This is a genomic window from Paenibacillus sp. FSL K6-1217, from assembly GCF_045040735.1.
Classification (GTDB): domain Bacteria; phylum Bacillota; class Bacilli; order Paenibacillales; family Paenibacillaceae; genus Paenibacillus_AQ.
On sequence record NZ_CP150271.1, the window covers coordinates 6,083,731 to 6,103,029 of the forward strand.

Below are 19,299 nucleotides of genomic sequence, written 5' to 3' on the forward strand. Positions count from 1 at the left end.
TAGCGAGATATATGCTGTGAATGAATTGACCGGAGCGATGAAGCAGGTTATTATTGGAATATAATGGAATGATAGGAGGCAAGATAGAAATTGCTGGAACTGGATGGGATGAATGAAGACTCTTTGACAGATATGCTTAAAGTTTCGTTCTCATGGGAGAACTGGACAGCCATTCTCGAGATTTCTGACAAGCTCTTTGAACTCGCAGTTCTAACCTACGGCTCCCATCAACAGGGTGCAAAGAAGCATTTTTTGAAAAAAAATATAGTGTATTATCTCGGGTACAGTGCGTGCATGAAGGGAATTGCCTATCAGAAGCTCGGTAACCTCGCTGAATCCAGGAAGTGTATAAGCTTGTATTCGGATTTGAGCTGGATCACGGATTTGGATCATGAGGCTGCCGCCGAAGTGGAATACTACAAGAATATTGCGACAGCCAATACCTTTGTCATCGATCTGCTGGAGGGGAAGGTTGAGGTGCTCGCAGATTATGTTGAATTCATCCGCACGGGGGACCAGGAGGAGCTGCTTGCCTGTCTGATTACTGTGCTGGAATCTGCCATTAAGTATAACTTTTCGATCGATTGGGTGCTGGATGAGTTCAATGAGCCGCTGAAGGAACTGAGCTGCAGAGAGAAGCAGGAAGACATCAGATACTACATAGACTATATGCATCTTAGTGCAATTTATTTGTATAAAAGGGAGAAAATTCATGATGCAATTAATCTGACTCTCTATATTTTGGTAATAAGCAGTAAACTTTATGATGGGACAGGCTTTAGGAAGATCGTGTCGTTTTATGAACATATCCGAAGCCATGCTTCTGCAGAACAACAAGAGTCTTATCAAAATATAATGAAAAATATCTTAGAGAGGGAGTTTTTAAAAGATGAAAAAGGCGATCTCGTTATTAACAGCCGTATTGTTGATTAGCGCAAGCGTAGTGGTAACCACGGTAAGCGCAGGCGGTTACGTGTCCCCATCCTCCGGTAATATCTCTATCAACAATCACGGAGCCGGGCACTAGTCTGAAATCTCTCTGTCCTCTGGAATCTGGGAATATATGCTGTACCAATAACGCAAAGAAGGGGTAAGCGATGCTTACCCCTTCTTTGCTGTGGATAGAGGTTACTCTACGGCAGCCAATCCCAGCCCCTCTGCGATGCGCCGGCCGAACTCCGGATCGGCTTTGGAGAAGTGGCCAATCTGGCGGAGCTTGATCTCGTCGGACTTCACTGGGGTCATGGCACCGACAATATTGCTCACGAGCCGGGCACGTTCCTCTTCACTGAGCAGACGGTACAGGTCACCCGGCTGGGTGTAGTGATCGTCATGGTCATAAGATACGCTGTCCGCCTGGCCGGAGACTTCAAAAGCAGCCGCTTTATGCTGCGCAGACTCGGTTGCCCCGCCGGAGCTGTTGGGCTCGTAATAGACGGAGCCTCCCCCGTTACTGGTGGCATTCATCGCGCCGTCGCGCTGATTATTGTTGACCTCTGCGATAGGCCGGTTAACCGGCAGGTGGTTATGGTTCGCTCCTACCCGGTAGCGGTGGGCATCCCCGTATGCGAACAGGCGGCCCTGAAGCATTTTGTCGGGAGAAGCCTCGATGCCTGGAACGAACGAGCCGGGAGAAAAGGTAGCCTGCTCCACTTCGGCGAAGTAATTCTCAGGATTGCGGTCCAACACCATGCGGCCTAGCTCAATCAGCGGGTAATCCTTCTGCGACCACACTTTGGTGACATCAAACGGATCGAAGCGGTAGGTGTCGGCATCCTCCACAGGCATGATCTGCACATGCAGCCTCCAGGCCGGGAAGTCCCCAGTATCAATGGCGTTGAACAAATCCTCCGTATGATAGTCCGGGTTGTCGGCGGCAAGCTGTGCAGCCAGCTTAACATCGAGGTTCTTGACGCCCTGCTCTGTCTTGAAGTGGTATTTCACCCATACGGCTGCACCTTCGGCATTCACCCATTTGAAGGTATGGCTGCCGAAGCCGTGCATATGGCGGAAGGTGGCCGGGATGCCGCGGTCGGACATCAGAATCGTAACCTGGTGCAGAGACTCGGGGGAGAGCGACCAGAAGTCCCAGACCGCATTCGGGTTCTTCAGATGAGTCTGCGGATGGCGCTTCTGGGTATGGATGAAGTCCGGGAATTTGATCGCGTCGCGGATGAAAAAGACAGGCGTGTTATTGCCGACCAGGTCATAGTTGCCTTCTTCGGTATAGAACTTCACAGCAAAGCCGCGCGGATCGCGCACGGTATCGGAAGAACCGAGTTCTCCGGCCACGGTGGAGAAGCGGATGAACATCGGGGTGCGTTTGCCGACCCCGGACAAGAAGGCAGCCTTCGTATATTGGGAGAGGTCATTGGTGACTTCGAAATAACCATGGGCACCGGCACCCTTGGCATGGACGACACGTTCAGGAACACGTTCACGGTTGAAGTGGGCCAGCTTTTCCAGTAAATGAACATCCTGCAGCAGCACGGGGCCACGGGCACCGGCGGTCATTGAATTCTGGTTGTCGCCTACGGGGGCGCCCCAGCTTGTTGTTAGTTTGTCGTTATTATTAGCGGTCATGATCGCAATCACCTCGTATAGGATTTGATTTTAGATTAAGTATAAGTTCTATGATACCAAGAATTTAAATAAAATCAATCCTTTTTTATAATCATTATAATTAAGCTTATGTAGATGAAGACAGATTCATGATATAAACAGAACAAAAACTCCCGCCCGCAGCAGCGGACAGGAGGGGGATTCTGGAACAGAAGCGGCGCAGGAAGGGGTACTGGTGACGGAAGCAAGAAGACCTGCAAGATAGCTGATGATACCACACTAATACGAGTTAGCTGGTGATATACATCCGGTTATAGTATTCGTCCAGCATACGCTTGGTGGCGAACTCGGTACGGGTGGTCTCGATGCTGCGGTGCATCATCTGCACCCACTTGGCCTGATCCTCATAAAAGACGGGAAGGACACGGTTCAGCAGCGTATCGTACAGTGCATCGCTGTCGTGCTGGTCAAGCACCGCAAAGTCGGTGGTCTCGAAGCCGTCGCCGATCTGCCAGCCGTTCTCGCCGTCGATGCAGGCCTCCGGCCACCAGCCGTCAAGGATGGAGCAGTTCAGGACGCCGTTCATGGCGGCCTTCATGCCGGAGGTTCCGCTGGCTTCAAGCGGTCTGCGCGGATTGTTCAGCCAGATATCCGAGCCGCGGGTGAGCTGGGCCCCGATGGTCATATCGTAGTTCTCCAGGAAGACGACGCTCTTCGGATATTTTCTCATCATGGCTACGAGGTTGCTGACGATTCGTTTGCCGTTGTCGTCCAGCGGATGCGCTTTGCCGGAGAAGACAATCTGGATCTTACCGCTCTCCAGGTACGGTTCTATAATGTCCGGCTGGGAGAAAATCAGGTCACTTCGCTTATAAGGAGCCGCACGGCGGGAGAAGCCAATCAGCAGATTCTCCGCATTCAGGGCGATGCCGGAGCGTTCCTCGATGAAGCGGATCAGCTCCTGCTTGATCTCCTTATGGGCAGCCCACAGATCGCCGCCCTCATCAAAAGCGCGGGTCATCCGCTCATCTACCCAGGTAGGGGTGTGAATCGCATTGGTGATGCCGATGATCGCTGATCTGCCGGCGACTTCCTTCCACATGGTGTTCGCGGTATCGGCATGAAGCTGGGCCACCGCATTCGAGATCCGCGACAGCCGCAGACCGGCAACCGTCATGTTAAAGGGTTCACCGCCGATCCGCTCCATCTGCGCGCGGGTTAAGCCATTGAAGGCCCCCATATATTCCAGACGGTCCAGCGGATGGGTCTCGTTGCCCTCCTTAATCGGTGTATGTGTAGTGAACACAACCTCTTCCCGTGTAGCCTTCCAGGCTTCTTCAAAGGTACTGCCGCCGGACATCTTCTCCCGGATCAGTTCAATCGCAGCGAGCGCCGCATGCCCTTCGTTGAAATGATAGACATCGATCTTAATTCCCAGGGCGCGCATGGCTTTGACGCCACCGATGCCCAGCACAATCTCCTGGGCAATCCGCTCTTCCCCGAACCAGCCGTAGAGCTGGCCGGTAATCCAGGCATCACTGTTCTCGGGGATATCGGTGTCGAGCAAATAGAGCGGACGGTTGCCGAACCGGTCTGTTCTCCACACTTTGCAGACTACATCGGTCTTTCTGACTTTGACCGTGACCTTGACGCCCGTATCTTCCAGGAAGTCGTACACATAGTTGTGGTAAGAGTCGTAGGGGTTGCCGTCCGCATCAATCTTCTGGTCCGTGTAGCCCTGTTTCCATTTGAGTCCGATGGGGATGATGGGTGCCCCGATATCCTGTGCGCCCTTGATGTAATCTCCGGCCAGGATGCCCAGGCCTCCGGCGTACATTTTGAAGTCGGAATGCAGTCCGTACTCCATGCTGAAATAAGCTACTGACGGTAAGTGGTTGTCGCTCACTTGATAAGCCTCCTAAATGCGATTTAGATGGTACTGCGAATAAGAAATGCTGCAGGCTGTATCTAAGATGCAAACGTTTGCTCAATGGCGCAGGACAGGATCTGGAAGCGATTGCACCATCATTCTAGCATAATTATCCTTGAAAAGCACAGCGAAGTTTCGCTGACGGATAACTGCCCGGGGAGCTGATAATAAAAATTTGATTAACCTGCCGGAAGGCCATAAGATAAGGAGAGAATAAATGTACAAGGTTCATCTGAACCATAAGCCAAACAATAAACCAAGTGGTGGTGTAGCGGGTTGAGTATAGTCGTAATTGGCAGTCTGAATATGGATATGGTTGTGCGGGCAGAGCGTGCGCCGGAAGCCGGTGAGACCCTGTTCGGTCAGGGGTTCGCTTTGTCTCCGGGCGGAAAAGGGGCGAATCAGGCGGTTGCAGCCGCCAGACTTGGCGCGGAAGTGACGATGATCGGCCGGGTGGGAAAGGATACTTTTGGCAGCGGCCTGCTAGAGATTATGGAGCAGGAGCAGGTTCACACCGCGTACATCTCACAGAGTGAATCCCAGGCTACAGGGGTTGCTTCCATTGTGGTGGATGGTGCTGGGGAGAACCGGATCATCGTCGTGCCTGGTGCGAATGTGGAGATGACGCCGGAGGATATTGCAGCGCTGGAGGATGTGATCAGCGAAGCCCGGATCGTGGTGATGCAGCTGGAGACGGATCTGGCGATGTGCGGGGCTGCGGCTGCGATGGCGTCCCGGCATGGGATTCCGGTAATTCTTAATCCGGCCCCGGCCCAGCCGCTGGGCGATGAGCTGCTGCATCATGTCACCTATCTGACCCCGAATGAGACAGAGGCGGGTATTCTGGCCGGTATCTCCGTGGAGAGCGTGGAGGATGCAGAGCGTGCGGCCCGGATCATGCTGCAAAAAGGGGTCCGGCACGTGATTGTAACGCTGGGCTCCAAAGGGGCGTTAATCGTGGACGCTGCCGGAAGCCGCCATGTCCAAGGGTTCCCGGTGCAGGCGGTAGATACGGTGGCGGCGGGCGATTCCTTCAACGGGGCGCTGGCCTGGCAGCTTACCTGCGGCAGGACGCTGGAGGAGGCGGTCCGCTTCGCCAATGCGGTCGGTGCGCTGGCGGTCGGCAAGAAGGGGGCGATCTCCTCGCTGCCCCGGTTGCAAGAGGTAGAGCAGTTCCTGCAGGCAGCCTCTGAGTAAGAATCAGGGTGCAAGACAGGCAGGATGGGCAGAGCTGGGACCAGGGGCGGCAGAGGGGTCTCTGGTGCTCCTGGATCAGCAGCTGGGGGAGATGCAGCACCCGCAGATCAACGGAGATATAACAGGCAGGCAACGCCTGATACATAAGGAGCTGATACGTTTGAGCGGTACAGTAACCGTCAAGAATATAACCCTCGGAGAGGGGATGCCCAAGATCTGTGTTCCGCTGGTCGGGGCGACACTGAATGAGCTGCGCGATGAAGCTGAGGCATTGCTCGCACTGGCGCCGGATGTGGTGGAGTGGCGCAGTGATTTCTTCGCAGAGGTGGAGGATATTGCCGCTGTAACCCGGGCGCTGGGAGAAATTCAGCGTCTGCTGCCGGACATTCCGCTGATATTCACCTTCCGCAGCGCCAGGGAGGGCGGGGAGAAGGAAATCTCCACCGCCTATTACTTCGAGTTGAACCTGGCTGCGGTAGAGAGCGGGCTGGTGGATATTGTGGATGTGGAGTTGTTCCATGAGGAAGCAGAGGTCCGCAAGCTGATTGCCGCAGCGCATGGGCAGGCGGTGTTCGTGATTGTCTCGAATCATGATTTCCACGGGACGCCGTCCGAGGAGGAGATCGTATCCCGGCTGCGCCGGGCGCAGGAGCTGGGCGGCGATCTGCCGAAGATTGCCGTGATGCCGCAGGGTCCTGCCGATGTGCTGACCCTGCTGGCGGCGACGAACCGGATGCAGGAGCAGTATGCAGACCGTCCGATCATAACGATGTCGATGGCCGGGGAAGGCGTGATCAGCCGTCTGGCCGGGGAGATCTTCGGCTCGGCGCTGACCTTCGGTGCGGCGCATAAGCCTTCGGCTCCGGGGCAGGTGGCGGTTGCCGAGCTGCGCAGTGTGCTTACGCTGCTGCACCGCAGCTTGTAGCGGCTGCGGGGTTCAGAAGCCGCAGGGATATAGAGGGTTAATGGGTGTTTCCGGGCCGGTGATGAAACGGTGGAAGCACCCTTTTGCATACATAGGGAGATAGCAGATAGCGGGCGGAGTTTGAAACTGTAGCAGCCGATGCCCTACAATGGAGGCAACCAAGTAGAAGGGGCGGAGCGCCGATGACAGAATTGATCCTGGTTGTGGAGGATGAGGTGAGAATTGCCCGTCTGCTGCAGATTGAGCTGGAATGTGAGGGATACCGGGTGTCTATGGCCGGCAGCGGCCATCAGGGGCTGGAGATGTACCAGGAGCAGCAGCCGGATCTGCTGTTGCTTGATGTGATGCTGCCTGGATTCAGCGGGATAGAGCTGCTTCGGCGTATCCGGGCGGGCGATGCCGAGACTCCCGTTCTGCTGCTTACGGCCAAAAGCTCGGTAGAGGATAAGGTGTCAGGCCTGGATCTGGGGGCCAACGATTATATTACCAAGCCGTTCCAGATCGAGGAGCTGCTGGCGCGTGTCCGTGCTGCGCTGCGGCTGGCCTCGGGCCGGAAGAGTGCAGAGGCTGCCCACCTGCTGACGGCAGATAATCTGGAGCTGAACGAAGCTACACGTGAAGTTACGCGGGCGGACCGGAAGATTGAACTGACTCCAAGGGAGTTCGATCTGCTGGTATACCTGCTGAAGAATAAGCGCCAGGTGCTGAACAGGGAACAGATCATGGCCGCCGTCTGGGGGTACGATTATTACGGCGATACGAATATTGTGGATGTCTATATCCGCTATGTCCGCAAAAAAATTACGCTGGATTCCCAGCAGGAATTGATTCATACCGTACGCGGCGTCGGTTATGTACTGAAGGATTCCCCATGAAGCTGCGGAGCAAAATCCATCTGTATTCCAGCGTGCTGTTCGCCGTGCTCCTTATCCTCATGAATCTGGTTATCTATGCCGTGTTCAGCCGGATGTCCTTAGACAGCCAGCTCGGGCAGGCGTCTGCCGAGACGGCAAGAATCGCTGCCGCTATGAGAAATGCGGGAAACGGGGTAACAGCACTGGAGCTGCTCCGGGCGTATGTGCCGGTGGAGGGAATGCTCCGGCTGCTCACTGCGGACGGAGGCGGACCGGCACCGGTCACCTCAACCTCCGGGCAGGGGATCAGCCGGTTGAAGCCGGTCTACCATTCCGGGAAGCAGGCGGAGCTGGTCCGGGCGGACGGACGCTTGTATGCGTTCGTGAGCCATCCGGTCATTTGGACGGACGGGAACGTCCTTAATGTGCAGATGACCAAAAGTCTGGAGAGCACGATGGATACCTTGCGGGTGCTGCGGCTGGTCCTTGCCGGCGCTTCGCTTGCGGCGCTGCTTCCGTTGCTGCTCTCCAGCCGCCTGTTGTCGGGCCTGATTATGCGGCCCATTGTCCAAATGACGGCGACCATGCGGGAGATCCAGCGCAGCGGGAAATTCCGCAGGCTTCCGCTGAAAGCACACTCGAAGGATGAGCTGGTGGAGATGGGGCATACCTTTAACGAAATGATAGGCCTCTTGGAGAGCAATTATGTGAAGCAGGAGAAATTCGTCTCGGATGCCTCCCATGAGCTGCGCACACCGCTGACGGTTATTGAGAGCTATGCCAGCCTGCTGAAGCGCAGAGGGCTGGACCACCCGGAGCTGTTCGGTGAATCGGTTGAGGCCATCCATTCGGAAGCTGTACGAATGAAGGAAATGACGGAGCAACTGCTGCTGCTGGCGAAGCACCCGGAGCAGTGGGATCTTGAGCTGAAGGTGATTAATCTGGAGGAGCTGGCCCGTTCTTCGGCGAAGGCTTTTCATAATGCATATGGGAGAGAGGTCGTGGTTCAGGTTAAGGGACCAGCCGAAGGCTACAGCGATGAAGCGAAGCTCCGGCAGCTCCTGTTCATCTTCCTGGACAATGCCCGCAAATACAGCGATGAGGAGATAACTATCCGTGTGGAGGCCTCCGGGCAGGAACGGATGATCGTGATTACCGACCGCGGCATCGGAATTCCGCCGGAGGAGCTGCCGAAGATATTCGACCGTTTCTACAGGGTGGATGAGGCCAGAACGCGGGAGAACGGAGGGGCAGGCCTGGGCCTGTCGCTTGCTGCCGAGATCGCTGAAGCGATTGGAGCCAGGCTGTCCATTGACAGCACGATAGGCCGGGGAACCTCGGTGACGATCTGCATGGCTGCGGAGAACAGGGGAGGAGGACAATGAACCGGAACCAAGTCAACAAGAGGATGATATTCAATGTCGTCATGGGTATAGCTGCCCTCCTGCTGCTGGCCTTGGCAGCCTTCTGGATGTTCGGCAAGGATTCGGAGCCGCTGTTGTCCCAGGATCAGGCGGAGCAGGCGGTGCTGAGCGAATATGCCGGTAAGGTGGACAGCTTGAAGCTGCAAGCCGGAGCTTATGTAGCAGAGCTTCAGACGGAGCAGGGACGGTATGAACTGAAGCTGGACGGCGTCACCGGCGAGATCCTCTCCATCGTGCTGCTGAAGCACGCAGACGAACCGGCGGTGCAGCCTACCTCTGCCGCTTCTCCGGCTCCATCTGGCGGAGCTGCCCCAACCCGGTCGCCTGCACCTACCCCGGCGGCGCAGAGCCTCGTCTCCGAGGAGGAGGCGGTCCGGCTGGCGCTGCTTGAGGTACCAGGGGAGCTGGATGATGTGGATACGGGAATCGATGCAGCGGGTGCTTTTTATCTGGTGGAGATCCATACTTCAGACGGACGGGAGGCCGTAGTCCAGGTGAACGCGATCTCGGGCAAGATCATGTCTGTAACCTGGGAAGAACCGGATGGAGAGGATTCCTGAAGGGGCTGCTTGGTTGTTTCTCAGCGAATTCTAATGTTGCTCCCGCTGTTCTCTCAGATTGTAGCGTTATAGTTACTACATGAAGCAGCACAGAATGAACTTGGGAGGCGTTAACATTTAAGACAAAGATATGGAGCACTATTACGGCGGCAGCGCTTATTCTTGGAGGCGCTTATGGTATAGGCGAGATGAAGGGCAATACGGCAGAAGCAGCCGCATCGGTGAAGAGTCAGAGCAAAACGTTAATCGGTGTAAGCAAAGCCGAGCAGATTGCCTTGAAGGCAGCGCCGGGACAGGTTGAGAATATCGAACTGGAGAAGAAGGCCAGCGGCACGTATTACGATATCGAAATCCAGCAGACTAAGCAGGAGATGGATGTCCGGGTAGATGCGTATACGGGAAAGGTGATAAGCGTGCGCAAGGATTCGGACGATGATGATTCTTACAAGGCAGCTCCGGCCCCAGGTGGCAAAATGATTACCGCAGGCAAGGCGGCTGAGGTGGCTCAGGCTGCTGTGAAGGGAACGGTTACCGAGATAGATCTGGACGGGGACCACGGGGGTGCCGTCTACGAGGTTGAAATCAGGAACGGGCAGGTCAAGACAGAAATTGGAGTCGATGCGTATACTGCCAAGGTTGTGTACACCGATACAGATTCAGACGATGATGATGATTGAGCCACAAGGGCGTTCCAGCAGAATAAAATACCCCACAAAGTGGGGCTTTAGCTTCGATGATGACTCAGGTACTTTGCGGGGACCCCAAACCATATAAATTCTATTAAAAAAGAGGCAGCCGTTCAATCCGGCTGCCTCTTTGCTACGCTAAACTATATGCCTACTGCTTCGCTCCTGTATACACATGGACAGCATCCCGCAGGAACGCCGCCATGCCCGGGCGGCGCTGGTCGTAATAAGCGGTAAAGCGCTCATCATCGACATACATCTGGGCGACACCGGCATGGGCTTCCTTGGTGTACTTATCCCAATAGAAGCTGAGCCACTGACGGTGCAGGCCGGCGGCCTTCTGCGCCAGCTCACTTGCCGGGTCGCCTTCCTCCATCGCCTGCTCCAGTGAAGCGAACATGTCGGCCTCCAGCTGCTGAAGGGCAGCGTACTGCTCCTCCGTCATATTGCTTAGCTTGCGGTTAGACTGCTCCACGGCTTCCGCGCCGTAGTTCTCCCGGATCTCCTGCCCGTATTTCTCTTCGTTATCCTCGATCAGCTTCTGCTTGAAGCCTGCGAATTTCTCCTGATTGCTCATTGTAATTCTCCCTTCTGTGTGTGCAATGGTCTGCTCGACGTTCGCGATGAGCCGGTCCAGCTGCTGTCTCCGCTGAAGCAGCTGGTCATGGTGCTCACGCAGGGCGCGGGCGCCGTCGAAGGAGGGCGAATCGACAATATCCCTGATTGCTTCAAGGCTAAGTCCCAGCTCCCGGTAGAACAGAATCTGCTGCAGCCGGTCCACCTCGGCCTGGCCGTAGATCCGGTATCCTGAGGAATTGAGTCTGGCCGGCTTCAGAATCCCGAATTCATCGTAATACCGCAGGGTCCGCGCGCTGATCCCTGCGAGCTTCCCCAGCTTCTGCACGGTGTACTCCATGGTCATATCTGCCTCCAATCTATCTTGGCGTATACAGCAGGGAACGGGTTCAAGGCGCTCCCGCGGGGTAAGCGGCCGCTTACAAAACCAACTGTACACCTTAACGTAACGGCAAGGTCAACTACTGATTTTAGAATAACCAGACAGCGGGGCCAGTAACCGGGGCGGGCAGAAAACAGCAAACAGCGGCAACCGCCCAGGCTATGCCTTGGGAGGTTGCCGCTGCTGCGCGCGGGTATTGGTCTATTTCTTGCCGAGCTGGGCGGTGAAATACGCCTTGAGCTCTGCTACCTTCCGGGGGTCCGCCAGGGCATCCTCCGCAGGGAAGTAATGCTCGGCGACCAGCTCCCAGGTGGGGACGATCTTCTGGGCGGTCATCGCTTTGATGGCGATCTTAACCGTCTTGCGCTCCCGCGCGTTCGAGAAGGTATCGACATAATGCTGCGACCGCCCGAAGTCCAGCTCGCTGAAGACTGCGCGGAAGATCTCCGCCGTCATCTTGGCATCGTCCAGCGCGCGGTGGGCGGAGCCGGAAGGCTCCAGGCCGAAGAGGGCCATTGCGCCCTCAACGCTGATGTCGTTACTGAGGCCGCGGGCGCGCAGGACGCCCTTGAGCAGATCGAAGTAGGTGGCCTCCATCCAGTAGGCATCATCCATTTTGTGCATCCGCACATCCTGGATAATCCGCTTCATGTCCTCGCCGCCCCAGGTTAAGAGCAGTACGCCGTCCGCGCTCTGGTCAAGCCACGCTCTGAAGGCGGTAATCACCTTCGGGAACCGGCTGGCGACGTCGATATCCTCCTGGGGGATGCCGGTTTTTTTCTTAATGAAAGAATTCAGGGTGGAGAAGTATATGGGTCTGATTAAGGCTGAGAATTCATCCTTAACCTGCAAGGAAGCGTCTAACCGGACTGCTCCGATCTCAATGACCTCCATGGGATGCTCGCTGGCAAATTTGCGGCCGTTGAATTCTATGTCCAGAATAATATAATCCACAGGTAATGCCTCCGTTTCAGTGACTGGCGCCAAGATTGCACGGAAATGCGCCGACCCTTCTATTTTAGCAAAAAAAGCGCTGCACAGATACCGGATGCCGTGCATCCTTACAAATTTGAATTTTCGGCCGGCGGAACGGGTTGATTTCTGCAAAATCGGGTAATGAACTAGATAATCTGTCGAATAGCGCTATTGATGTAGGGAGGGAAGGCCATGAAGCTGTATGTTACCGTCAAAAGCCTGGGGAAACGCAAGGCAGTGCTGGAGCGCAAGGAGCTGCTGCTTGCTGCCCGTCCGCAGACGCTGCGCGCGCTGATCTCGGAGATTGTAGCCGGGCAGGTGCAGGCGATGCTGGAGCGGCAGGAGCGGGGAGATCTAATCCCTTACCTGACCGCAAATGAAATTGCGGAGCAGGGTGATAACGGCAAGGTCGGATTCGGTACGGTGTACGGTGAGACGAAGCCTGAGGTAGAGCAGGCTACGGCTGCGGCACTGCTTGCTTACGAAGACGGATTGTACAAGGTATTCGTGCAGGAAGCGGAATGTTCCGCGCTGGATGAGCCGCTGAGGCTCGAAGAGGGCGATGAGCTGACGCTGATCCGGTTCACGATGCTGGCAGGAAGACTATGGTGAGGGAGATGACAGGATGAAAATCGGAAATGCAGAGTGGGAGACTCAGTGGTACGCGGATGTTGAGAACAAAGCCAAGGGGCTGAAGGGGGAAGGCGCGGAGCTGGCAGGCCTGCTCGCGGAGTTCAGCAAGAACCGCTACCTTCATGAAGGGGAAGATTCGTTGGACCGCTTCCTTGTTATCATGGATGATCGCGCTGCGGCGGCTCAGGCTGATTTTACCGGATACTGGGAGCCGCTGATGGGGATCATGCAGCAGCTGTACAGCACACATACCGTTGAGCTTGCCCGTTACATAGTTAAGCATGCAGTGGAGTACCCTTATTCCATAGGGTATCTGCGCCGGCCGTTCCGGACCCGGGAGGTTCAGGCGCACCGGATGCAGATCCTCCGGAAAATCAATGCCCTGATCTATATGGAGCTAATTGAATTCTCGTTGCCGGAGTACCTGAAGGGGGATTATGAAAAGGATTACAGTATCTCTTACCGTGTAGATGTTGCCGTTCCCGATGTAGTCGCCTATGAGCTGGACCGCAGCGGCAGCGGAATGGAGGAGCTGCTTAAGGATGCGGTGTACGGGGACAACCAGGGGGCAATGCTCAGCCGCAATATGATAAAGGGTGCATTCCTCAGCCGTAACCAGGCCGCTGTTCAGATGATTGGCGAGCTGCTGCTGGCTGCCCGGCTGCAGGAGGGACTGCGCCAGTCCATTATGGAGACGATGGATGAGGGGACGATAGAGAATAACCTGTATATGCTGAAGGTGATTCTGGACAATGATCTCGTGCGCTACAGCTCGGTGGTGCGTGCCCTGGGCGTATGGACGGGGATGGGTCTGGAAGCCCAGAACCAACGGGTGGCGAAGCAACTGATTGAAGGAGCCTATCAGGTGCTGACGGATGAAGCGCTGCGGGCAGACTGGCTGACCAGCGAGAATGCCAACCATGTCTATCTGAGCCTGTGGGCGACGGCAGTCTATGAGGAGAATGAGCTCATCGGCAAGGTGGATACTCTGATGGAACAAGGGCAGTCCTACCAGAAAATCGTAGCCCAGTATGTACTCTCGTGCAGCCAGAACCGGGAGGTGCGCCTGCACAGCGCCCGGAAGTACCTGAAGGAGCAAGAGCCGGAGCTGCTGTACTGGATTCTGACGAACTATAATTATGATTATAACCGGATGTGGAGAGGGCCGAAGGATAATGGTCCGAAGATCGAGGTTGTAACCAGCCCGCAGCTTGAGGATAAAAGCGAGCGGCAGCGAGACTTCAGCCTGCTGATGGACATCTTCCTGAACCCGGACAGCAAGGAGCTGACCGGCACCTCCAAGGTGCTGGATTTCCTGCAGGTCAGCTACACCCGTGATCTGCCGGTCCAAAAGATGCTCTATCTGATCTCCTATGACATGGACCCGGCCTGGGTGAATGAACTGCTGGCGCTGAAGGACAAGCTCAGCACGGATATACGCGGGGAGCTGCTTAATTATTTCGTGCAGCATACGGATGATACCGTGCAGCGCGAATTCATCTTCGCCAGCCTCTCCGACAAGAGCATCAAGAACCGGGAGCTGGCGCTGGACCTGGCGCAGGAGCTGACGCTGACGGAGGATGAGCTGCTGATGGCCGAAGGGCTGCTGAAGCTTAAGACCGGTACGCTGCGGCAGAGCGTGACCCGGATGCTGCTGAATCAGCCGGATGAAACGCTGAAGGAGTCCGTCCACAGACTGGTGCAGGGCAAGAATGCCCTGCAGCGGCAGGCAGGGCTGGAGATTATGACCGTGCTGTTCCAGGATGAGGAGCGTCAGGAGCTCTTTGAAGCGGTGCGTCCGCTGGCGGAGGCGCTGGACAAGCCTTCCGACCAGGAGCGCGAGCTGATCGCGAGGCTGAGCCAGAAGAATGAGTATACGAAGGCTAATGGCTTCGGCTTGTTCGATCCCAAGCAGACGGAGGAGTGGCTGACTCAGGGGCCTGTACTTGACGGATTCGCCTGGGATCAGGTGTTCAAGCTGTCCTTGGAGCAGATCAAGACATTCCTTAAGGGACTGGACAACACGATCCACAAGCACCGCGACGTAGAGTACGAGGTTGAGTATTACAGCGGCTATAAGGACACGGTGCTGATCGGCACTAACCTCAGACCATTGCAGGGGTACTTAATTAACGATGAGGAGAGCGGCAAATCCGCCCTCGAACAGTACCCGCTGCATGAAGTATGGGCTGAATATTGGGACAAGAGCGGCTGGAGCGCCCGGGATCTGATAGAGTTGAACTTCTATATCAGCCTGGAAGAGCTGGATGAGACTCTGGATAACTATGACGGTTACGACACCTTAGGAATTGATGATAAGGAACTTAGCAAGCAGAAGCTGCTGTCCGGGTGGCGCAAGGAGTTCGCGTCAGAGGTCTACCCGTTGGAGCAGATCGAGGCTGTGCTGAAGCTAGTGGACAAGCTGAAGTACAGATGGCAGGTAGAGACGCTGCTGGATGCGTACCGCGCGGACCACAAGAGCCCGGAGGGCTTCCGCCAAGTGAATGGTGCGGTGAATGCGCTGATGGCTGCGTTCCCGGAGGAGAAGCTTGCGGCGGACTGGCCTTTCCTGTCTGTGCTGGCTGATCCGTGGCTCGATATGGTGCAGAAGCTATGGAACGGAGCAGAGGAGTTCAAGGAGATGTTCCGTACCTGCTACCGGTTCGAGGGGATCAGCGGAGGCGAAGAGCGGGACAGCATCATCGGACTGAAGCACTATGTCCAGGCCTTCACGGATGGAATCATCGGCGAAGAGACGCTGCTTAAGGAGCTGCTGCTGAGTACGGATGCACGCAACCATATGAGCTGGATCAGCTCACGCAGATACGATTGGATTGAAGACAGTCCGCAGATGGTTGCGCTGCGTGCACGGATCATCGACCGTCTGCTGGCCATTGAGCTGGGGCGCGGCGACCTGCCGACTGAGGTGACCGGCATGACGATGGGGCTGCAGCGGATAGAGGGCCTGGAGTATTGTATCCGTATCCTGTCAGGGCTGAACAAGGATACCTTCGTGCGCGGGTATGTGTATGGCTATGGCAACAATATTACGAAGAAGGAATCCTTCAGCCATCTGCTCAAGGTATGTTATCCGCGTGAGGGCGATAATGCGGAGTTGCTGAAGACCTTGCTGCAGGAGTACAAGCTGTCCGATCAAAAGCTGCTGGAAGCCGCCATGTACGCCCCGCAGTGGATCGAGATTATTGCCGAATACCTGGACTGGGAAGGGCTTCGCAGCGGGGCCTGGTACTTCCACGCCCACATTAACGAGAGCTTCTCGGCCGAAAAAGAGACGGTGGTGGCACATTACTCGCCGATCACGCCGCAGGAGTTCAATGACGGCGCCTTCGATGTGAACTGGTTCCAGTCCGCCTACAAGGATCTTGGACAAGAGCGGTTCGAGCTGCTCTATGACTGTGCCAAATACATCTCTGCCGGTGCGAACCACCGCCGTTCCCAGCTGTTCGCCGACGCCACGCTCGGCAAGCTGAACCTGGAAGAGATGAAGCAGTCTGTGGAGCAGAAGCGGGGCAAGGATCATCTGCTCAGTTATAGCCTGATTCCGCTGGGAGAAGACCGCGAGCAGGATATCCGCGTACGTTATGAGTTCATCCAGCGTTTCCTGACGGAGAGCAAGAAGTTCGGCGCACAGCGCCGCGCCAGCGAAGGCCAGGCCGTACAGATTGCCCTCGGCAACCTGGCGCGCAATGCCGGATATGCCGATGTCACCCGCCTGATCTGGGATATGGAGGCGCGCAAGCTAGATGATTATGCTGCATACTTCGAGCCTTATGAGCTGGACGCAGAGACCTTCGTCTCCCTTAGTATTGATGAAGAAGGGCAAAGCGATTATGTGGTCACCAGCAAGGGGAAGGCGCTGAAGTCGGTGCCTGCACGCTTCAAGAAGCATGAGTGGATCGAAGCACTGAAGGAGGCTAAAAGCGAGCTTACCGGGCAGTTCCGGCGCGCCCGGGCCGAGTTGGAGCGCTCGATGGAGTCCGGCAGCAGCTTCACACCGGCAGAGGTTGCCGGGCTGAGCCGCAACCCGGTGCTGGCACCGCTGATTAATAAGCTGGTGCTGAAGAGCGGCGATGCGCTGGGGTATTACGATGCAGATCAGGGCGCGCTGGTGAGCCCTGCGGGAGAACGGCAGGGCGTGGACGGGGAGGCTGTGCTGCAGATTGCCCATCCGCTGGATCTATACCGCAGCGGACAATGGAGTGTGTACCAGAAAGATCTGTTCGACCGTCAGGTGCGCCAGCCGTTCAAGCAGGTCTTCCGCGAGCTATACCTGCCGAATGAAGATGAACTGGCTCATGGCGTGCTATCCCGCCGATATGCCGGCCATCAGGTGCAGCCGAGCAAGACGGTGGCCCTCCTGAAAGGGCGGCAGTGGACGGTCAGCTACGAGGAAGGGCTGCAGAAGGTGTTCTATGCCGAGAACCTGATCGTCCGGCTCTATGCGATGGCCGACTGGTTCTCCCCGGCGGACACCGAAGCGCCTACACTGGAGACGGTGCAGTTCTTCGACCGGAAGACCTACAAGGGAGTGCCGCTGGATCAGGTGCCGCCTGTGCTGTTCTCGGAGGTCATGCGGGATGTGGATCTGGTTGTCAGCGTGGCCCATGTCGGCGGCGTCGATCCGGAAGCCAGCCTGACGACTGTAGAGATGCGCCGGGTCATCGTCAGCGAGTCGCTGCGGCTGCTGAAGATTGAGAACGTCCGGCTGGACGGCAATTATGCACGGATTGACGGTACACTGGGCGAGTATGCTGTGCATCTGGGCAGCGGCCAGGCGTACAAGCAGGCCGCGGGCGCCCTGTCGATTATTCCGGTGCATTCGCAGCACCGGGGGCGGTTGTTCCTGCCGTTCCTGGATGAGGACCCGCGTACAGCGGAGGTACTCTCCAAGGTCGTGCTGCTGGCGGATGATACCAAGATCAAAGATCCGCAGATTCTGGTGCAGCTGAGCAGCTGAACAGCTGAGCTGGCGGGGGACAACGGATGGATACATGCCCAGCCGTTGATAGAGGAATGCCGCAGGCACCGGTGCTGAATTTCAGCGCCGGTGTTTTTGTCGCGGAGGGAGGGAAGGTGTCTCTTATGGCTGGGCGAAGGCTTGTGGGCCAAAAATGTATGCGGAAAACCGAACACAATGGGTGCTGCGATGAAGCATGGGGCCCCCATGCTCCACAGCCAGTAACATTTATAGAGAAATCCTGCAAGATGTGCAACAATGCTGCTCCTTACAAGCGGCTGGTGAGAGAGGTACCAGCATCCTTCACCCGTTAGAGTAGTTTTGTTTGTTTGCATATGGCATAAAGCTAACTATATCGATCATTATGATAAAAATACCTTACATTATTTTGGGTCATTTTAATCATATCCCTAACTTGTATTATACAGTCAATAGTCATATGGAATCGGCACCTTAAGAATTAACTCCATCTATATGTTCTTAAATCTATCCTAAGGAAGTGACGCTATGTCATCTCTTTGATAAAAGGGTAGAGGAATTATCCAAGGGCAACCAGCAAAAAATTCAATTCATTGCAGCAGTAATACATAATCCGCAGCTTCTCATCCTGGATGAGGTGTCCCGATTGGGAGCATCTTCCTGTTTCGCCTGATTCCTCTACGGCGAACTACTACCGGTCCCGGATCACATGACCCGGCACTGGTGTGATCTCGCTGAAGCCGGCCATGTGGCGGGACTGGCAGGGGATCGGCCGGGCGCTGGCGGTCATGAGGATATTGCAGAGATCGGCCTTGCCCTCCCCCCGGAGAATGAAGGTTCTGGTATAAGGATACACCTCGCGGAGCGTGGTATGGATGGCACTGATCAAGCGGTCATTGCCGCTGCGGCCCATCAGATTCATGATGATCTGGCCGTGTCCGTTCAGCTTGGCACGGGTAAGGCGGAAGAACTCCAGCGTGGTGAAGTGAGGCGGCGTCCCGGCAGCGGTGAAGGCGTCGAGCAGGATGTAGTCATGGCCCTGGTCCGGCGCGGCTTCCAGCAGGCTGCGGCCGTCACCGATCAGGATGTTATCCTGCGTGTAGCCAAAGCGGGTTCTGCTAAATTCCACCACCTTCGCGTTCACCTCAGCCACCGTAAACTGCCTCTCTGCGAAATAACCGGCAATCGTACCAATCCCGTGTCCGATCAGGAAGACATGCTCGAAATAAGGATTCCCCGCCTCCATCAGATGGATCATCGCCCGGGGGTACTCGAAGATCACCCGGCGCGGATGGTCCAGATCCAGTGCGCCCTGAACAGCTTCCCCCGAGAATTGCAGAACCCGGAACCGTCCGGTCTCACCATATAGCTCGGTTGTATCATAGACCTCGATGTCCTGAGAGTCGGGGTTAGTAAGGGATGGTGCGTCCAAGCGGATCAGACTCCTTCAGCAGATGAGATTCGTTACAATCTTCATATTAACATAAAGCAGCCGCAGGAAGGATTTCCTGCGGCTGCTTGTATTTCTCAAAAGATAAGAATGTATATGCTTCGCGCTATAATTATCCTTATCTTTCTCGCTGAAACGGTACCGTCCTTTAAAAGGACGGCAATGCCGTTTCCACTTGGAGGCGGCTT

14 protein-coding genes and 1 pseudogene are annotated in these 19,299 nt (G+C 55.9%); 10 read left to right on the plus strand and 5 right to left on the minus strand.

Annotated features, from left to right (window positions below):
• Positions 1-90: 90 nt before the first annotated feature.
• The gene (locus tag MHH28_RS26880) at positions 91-933 is read left to right on the plus strand and encodes a DNA-binding protein (protein WP_405107285.1); all 843 of its coding nucleotides are present in this window, start codon (positions 91-93) and stop codon (positions 931-933) included.
• 195 nt (positions 934-1,128) lie between these two features.
• Here MHH28_RS26880 and katA read toward each other — a convergent pair whose 3' ends face one another.
• Both katA and glgP read right to left on the minus strand, forming a co-directional pair.
• Positions 1,129-2,583, minus strand: coding sequence for a catalase KatA (gene katA / locus MHH28_RS26885; RefSeq protein WP_405107288.1), 1,455 nt, complete (start codon positions 2,581-2,583; stop codon positions 1,129-1,131).
• Between the two features lie 268 nt (positions 2,584-2,851).
• Complete coding sequence (gene glgP, locus MHH28_RS26890; protein WP_405107291.1) at positions 2,852-4,468, minus strand: alpha-glucan family phosphorylase; 1,617 nt, start codon at positions 4,466-4,468, stop codon at positions 2,852-2,854.
• Between the two features lie 300 nt (positions 4,469-4,768).
• On the opposite strand from glgP, the gene rbsK reads away from it, so the two are divergent.
• The 6 genes from rbsK (at position 4,769) to MHH28_RS26920 (ending at position 10,129) form a co-directional block, all read left to right on the plus strand.
• The gene (rbsK, locus tag MHH28_RS26895; RefSeq protein WP_405107294.1) at positions 4,769-5,689 is read left to right on the plus strand and encodes a ribokinase; all 921 of its coding nucleotides are present in this window, start codon (positions 4,769-4,771) and stop codon (positions 5,687-5,689) included.
• Positions 5,690-5,849: 160 nt separating this feature from the next.
• Positions 5,850-6,614, plus strand: a complete 765-nt coding sequence (aroD, locus tag MHH28_RS26900) for a type I 3-dehydroquinate dehydratase (RefSeq protein WP_405107297.1) — start codon at positions 5,850-5,852, stop codon at positions 6,612-6,614.
• A gap of 182 nt (positions 6,615-6,796) precedes the next feature.
• On the plus strand, positions 6,797-7,489 hold the full coding sequence (locus MHH28_RS26905) for a response regulator transcription factor (protein WP_405107300.1): 693 nt from the start codon (positions 6,797-6,799) through the stop codon (positions 7,487-7,489).
• Positions 7,486-8,853, plus strand: coding sequence for a sensor histidine kinase (locus MHH28_RS26910; RefSeq protein WP_405107302.1), 1,368 nt, complete (start codon positions 7,486-7,488; stop codon positions 8,851-8,853). Before MHH28_RS26905 ends, MHH28_RS26910 begins: the two co-directional genes overlap by 4 nt.
• Positions 8,850-9,452, plus strand: a complete 603-nt coding sequence (locus MHH28_RS26915; protein WP_405107305.1) for a PepSY domain-containing protein — start codon at positions 8,850-8,852, stop codon at positions 9,450-9,452. Before MHH28_RS26910 ends, MHH28_RS26915 begins: the two co-directional genes overlap by 4 nt.
• Before the next feature lie 188 nt (positions 9,453-9,640).
• Complete coding sequence (locus MHH28_RS26920; protein WP_405107307.1) at positions 9,641-10,129, plus strand: PepSY domain-containing protein; 489 nt, start codon at positions 9,641-9,643, stop codon at positions 10,127-10,129.
• Positions 10,130-10,289: 160 nt separating this feature from the next.
• Here MHH28_RS26920 and MHH28_RS26925 read toward each other — a convergent pair whose 3' ends face one another.
• Together MHH28_RS26925 and MHH28_RS26930 are read right to left on the minus strand one after the other, a co-directional pair.
• Positions 10,290-11,054: a MerR family transcriptional regulator gene (locus MHH28_RS26925; protein WP_405117264.1), complete on the minus strand. Its 765-nt coding sequence runs from the start codon at positions 11,052-11,054 to the stop codon at positions 10,290-10,292.
• 243 nt (positions 11,055-11,297) lie between these two features.
• The gene (locus MHH28_RS26930) at positions 11,298-12,050 is read right to left on the minus strand and encodes an exonuclease domain-containing protein (RefSeq protein WP_405107310.1); all 753 of its coding nucleotides are present in this window, start codon (positions 12,048-12,050) and stop codon (positions 11,298-11,300) included.
• Positions 12,051-12,263: 213 nt separating this feature from the next.
• On the opposite strand from MHH28_RS26930, the gene MHH28_RS26935 reads away from it, so the two are divergent.
• The 3 genes and pseudogenes from MHH28_RS26935 to MHH28_RS26945 all read left to right on the plus strand — a co-directional run.
• Positions 12,264-12,683 (plus strand): hypothetical protein, encoded by a 420-nt coding sequence (locus MHH28_RS26935; protein ID WP_405107312.1) that lies wholly within the window; start codon positions 12,264-12,266, stop codon positions 12,681-12,683.
• A 13-nt stretch (positions 12,684-12,696) separates the two neighbouring features.
• Positions 12,697-17,682 carry a DUF4132 domain-containing protein gene (locus tag MHH28_RS26940; RefSeq protein WP_405107315.1) on the plus strand — a complete coding sequence of 1,662 codons (4,986 nt, stop codon included), beginning with the start codon at positions 12,697-12,699 and terminating at the stop codon, positions 17,680-17,682.
• 517 nt (positions 17,683-18,199) lie between these two features.
• Positions 18,200-18,298 (plus strand): annotated as a pseudogene (locus MHH28_RS26945) (ATP-binding cassette domain-containing protein); the annotation flags it as partial.
• A 54-nt stretch (positions 18,299-18,352) separates the two neighbouring features.
• Here the strand turns inward: MHH28_RS26945 and MHH28_RS26950 are convergent.
• Entirely contained in the window at positions 18,353-19,093 is a 741-nt protein-coding gene (locus tag MHH28_RS26950) for a spermidine synthase (protein WP_405107318.1), read from the minus strand.
• Positions 19,094-19,299: the final 206 nt, after the last annotated feature.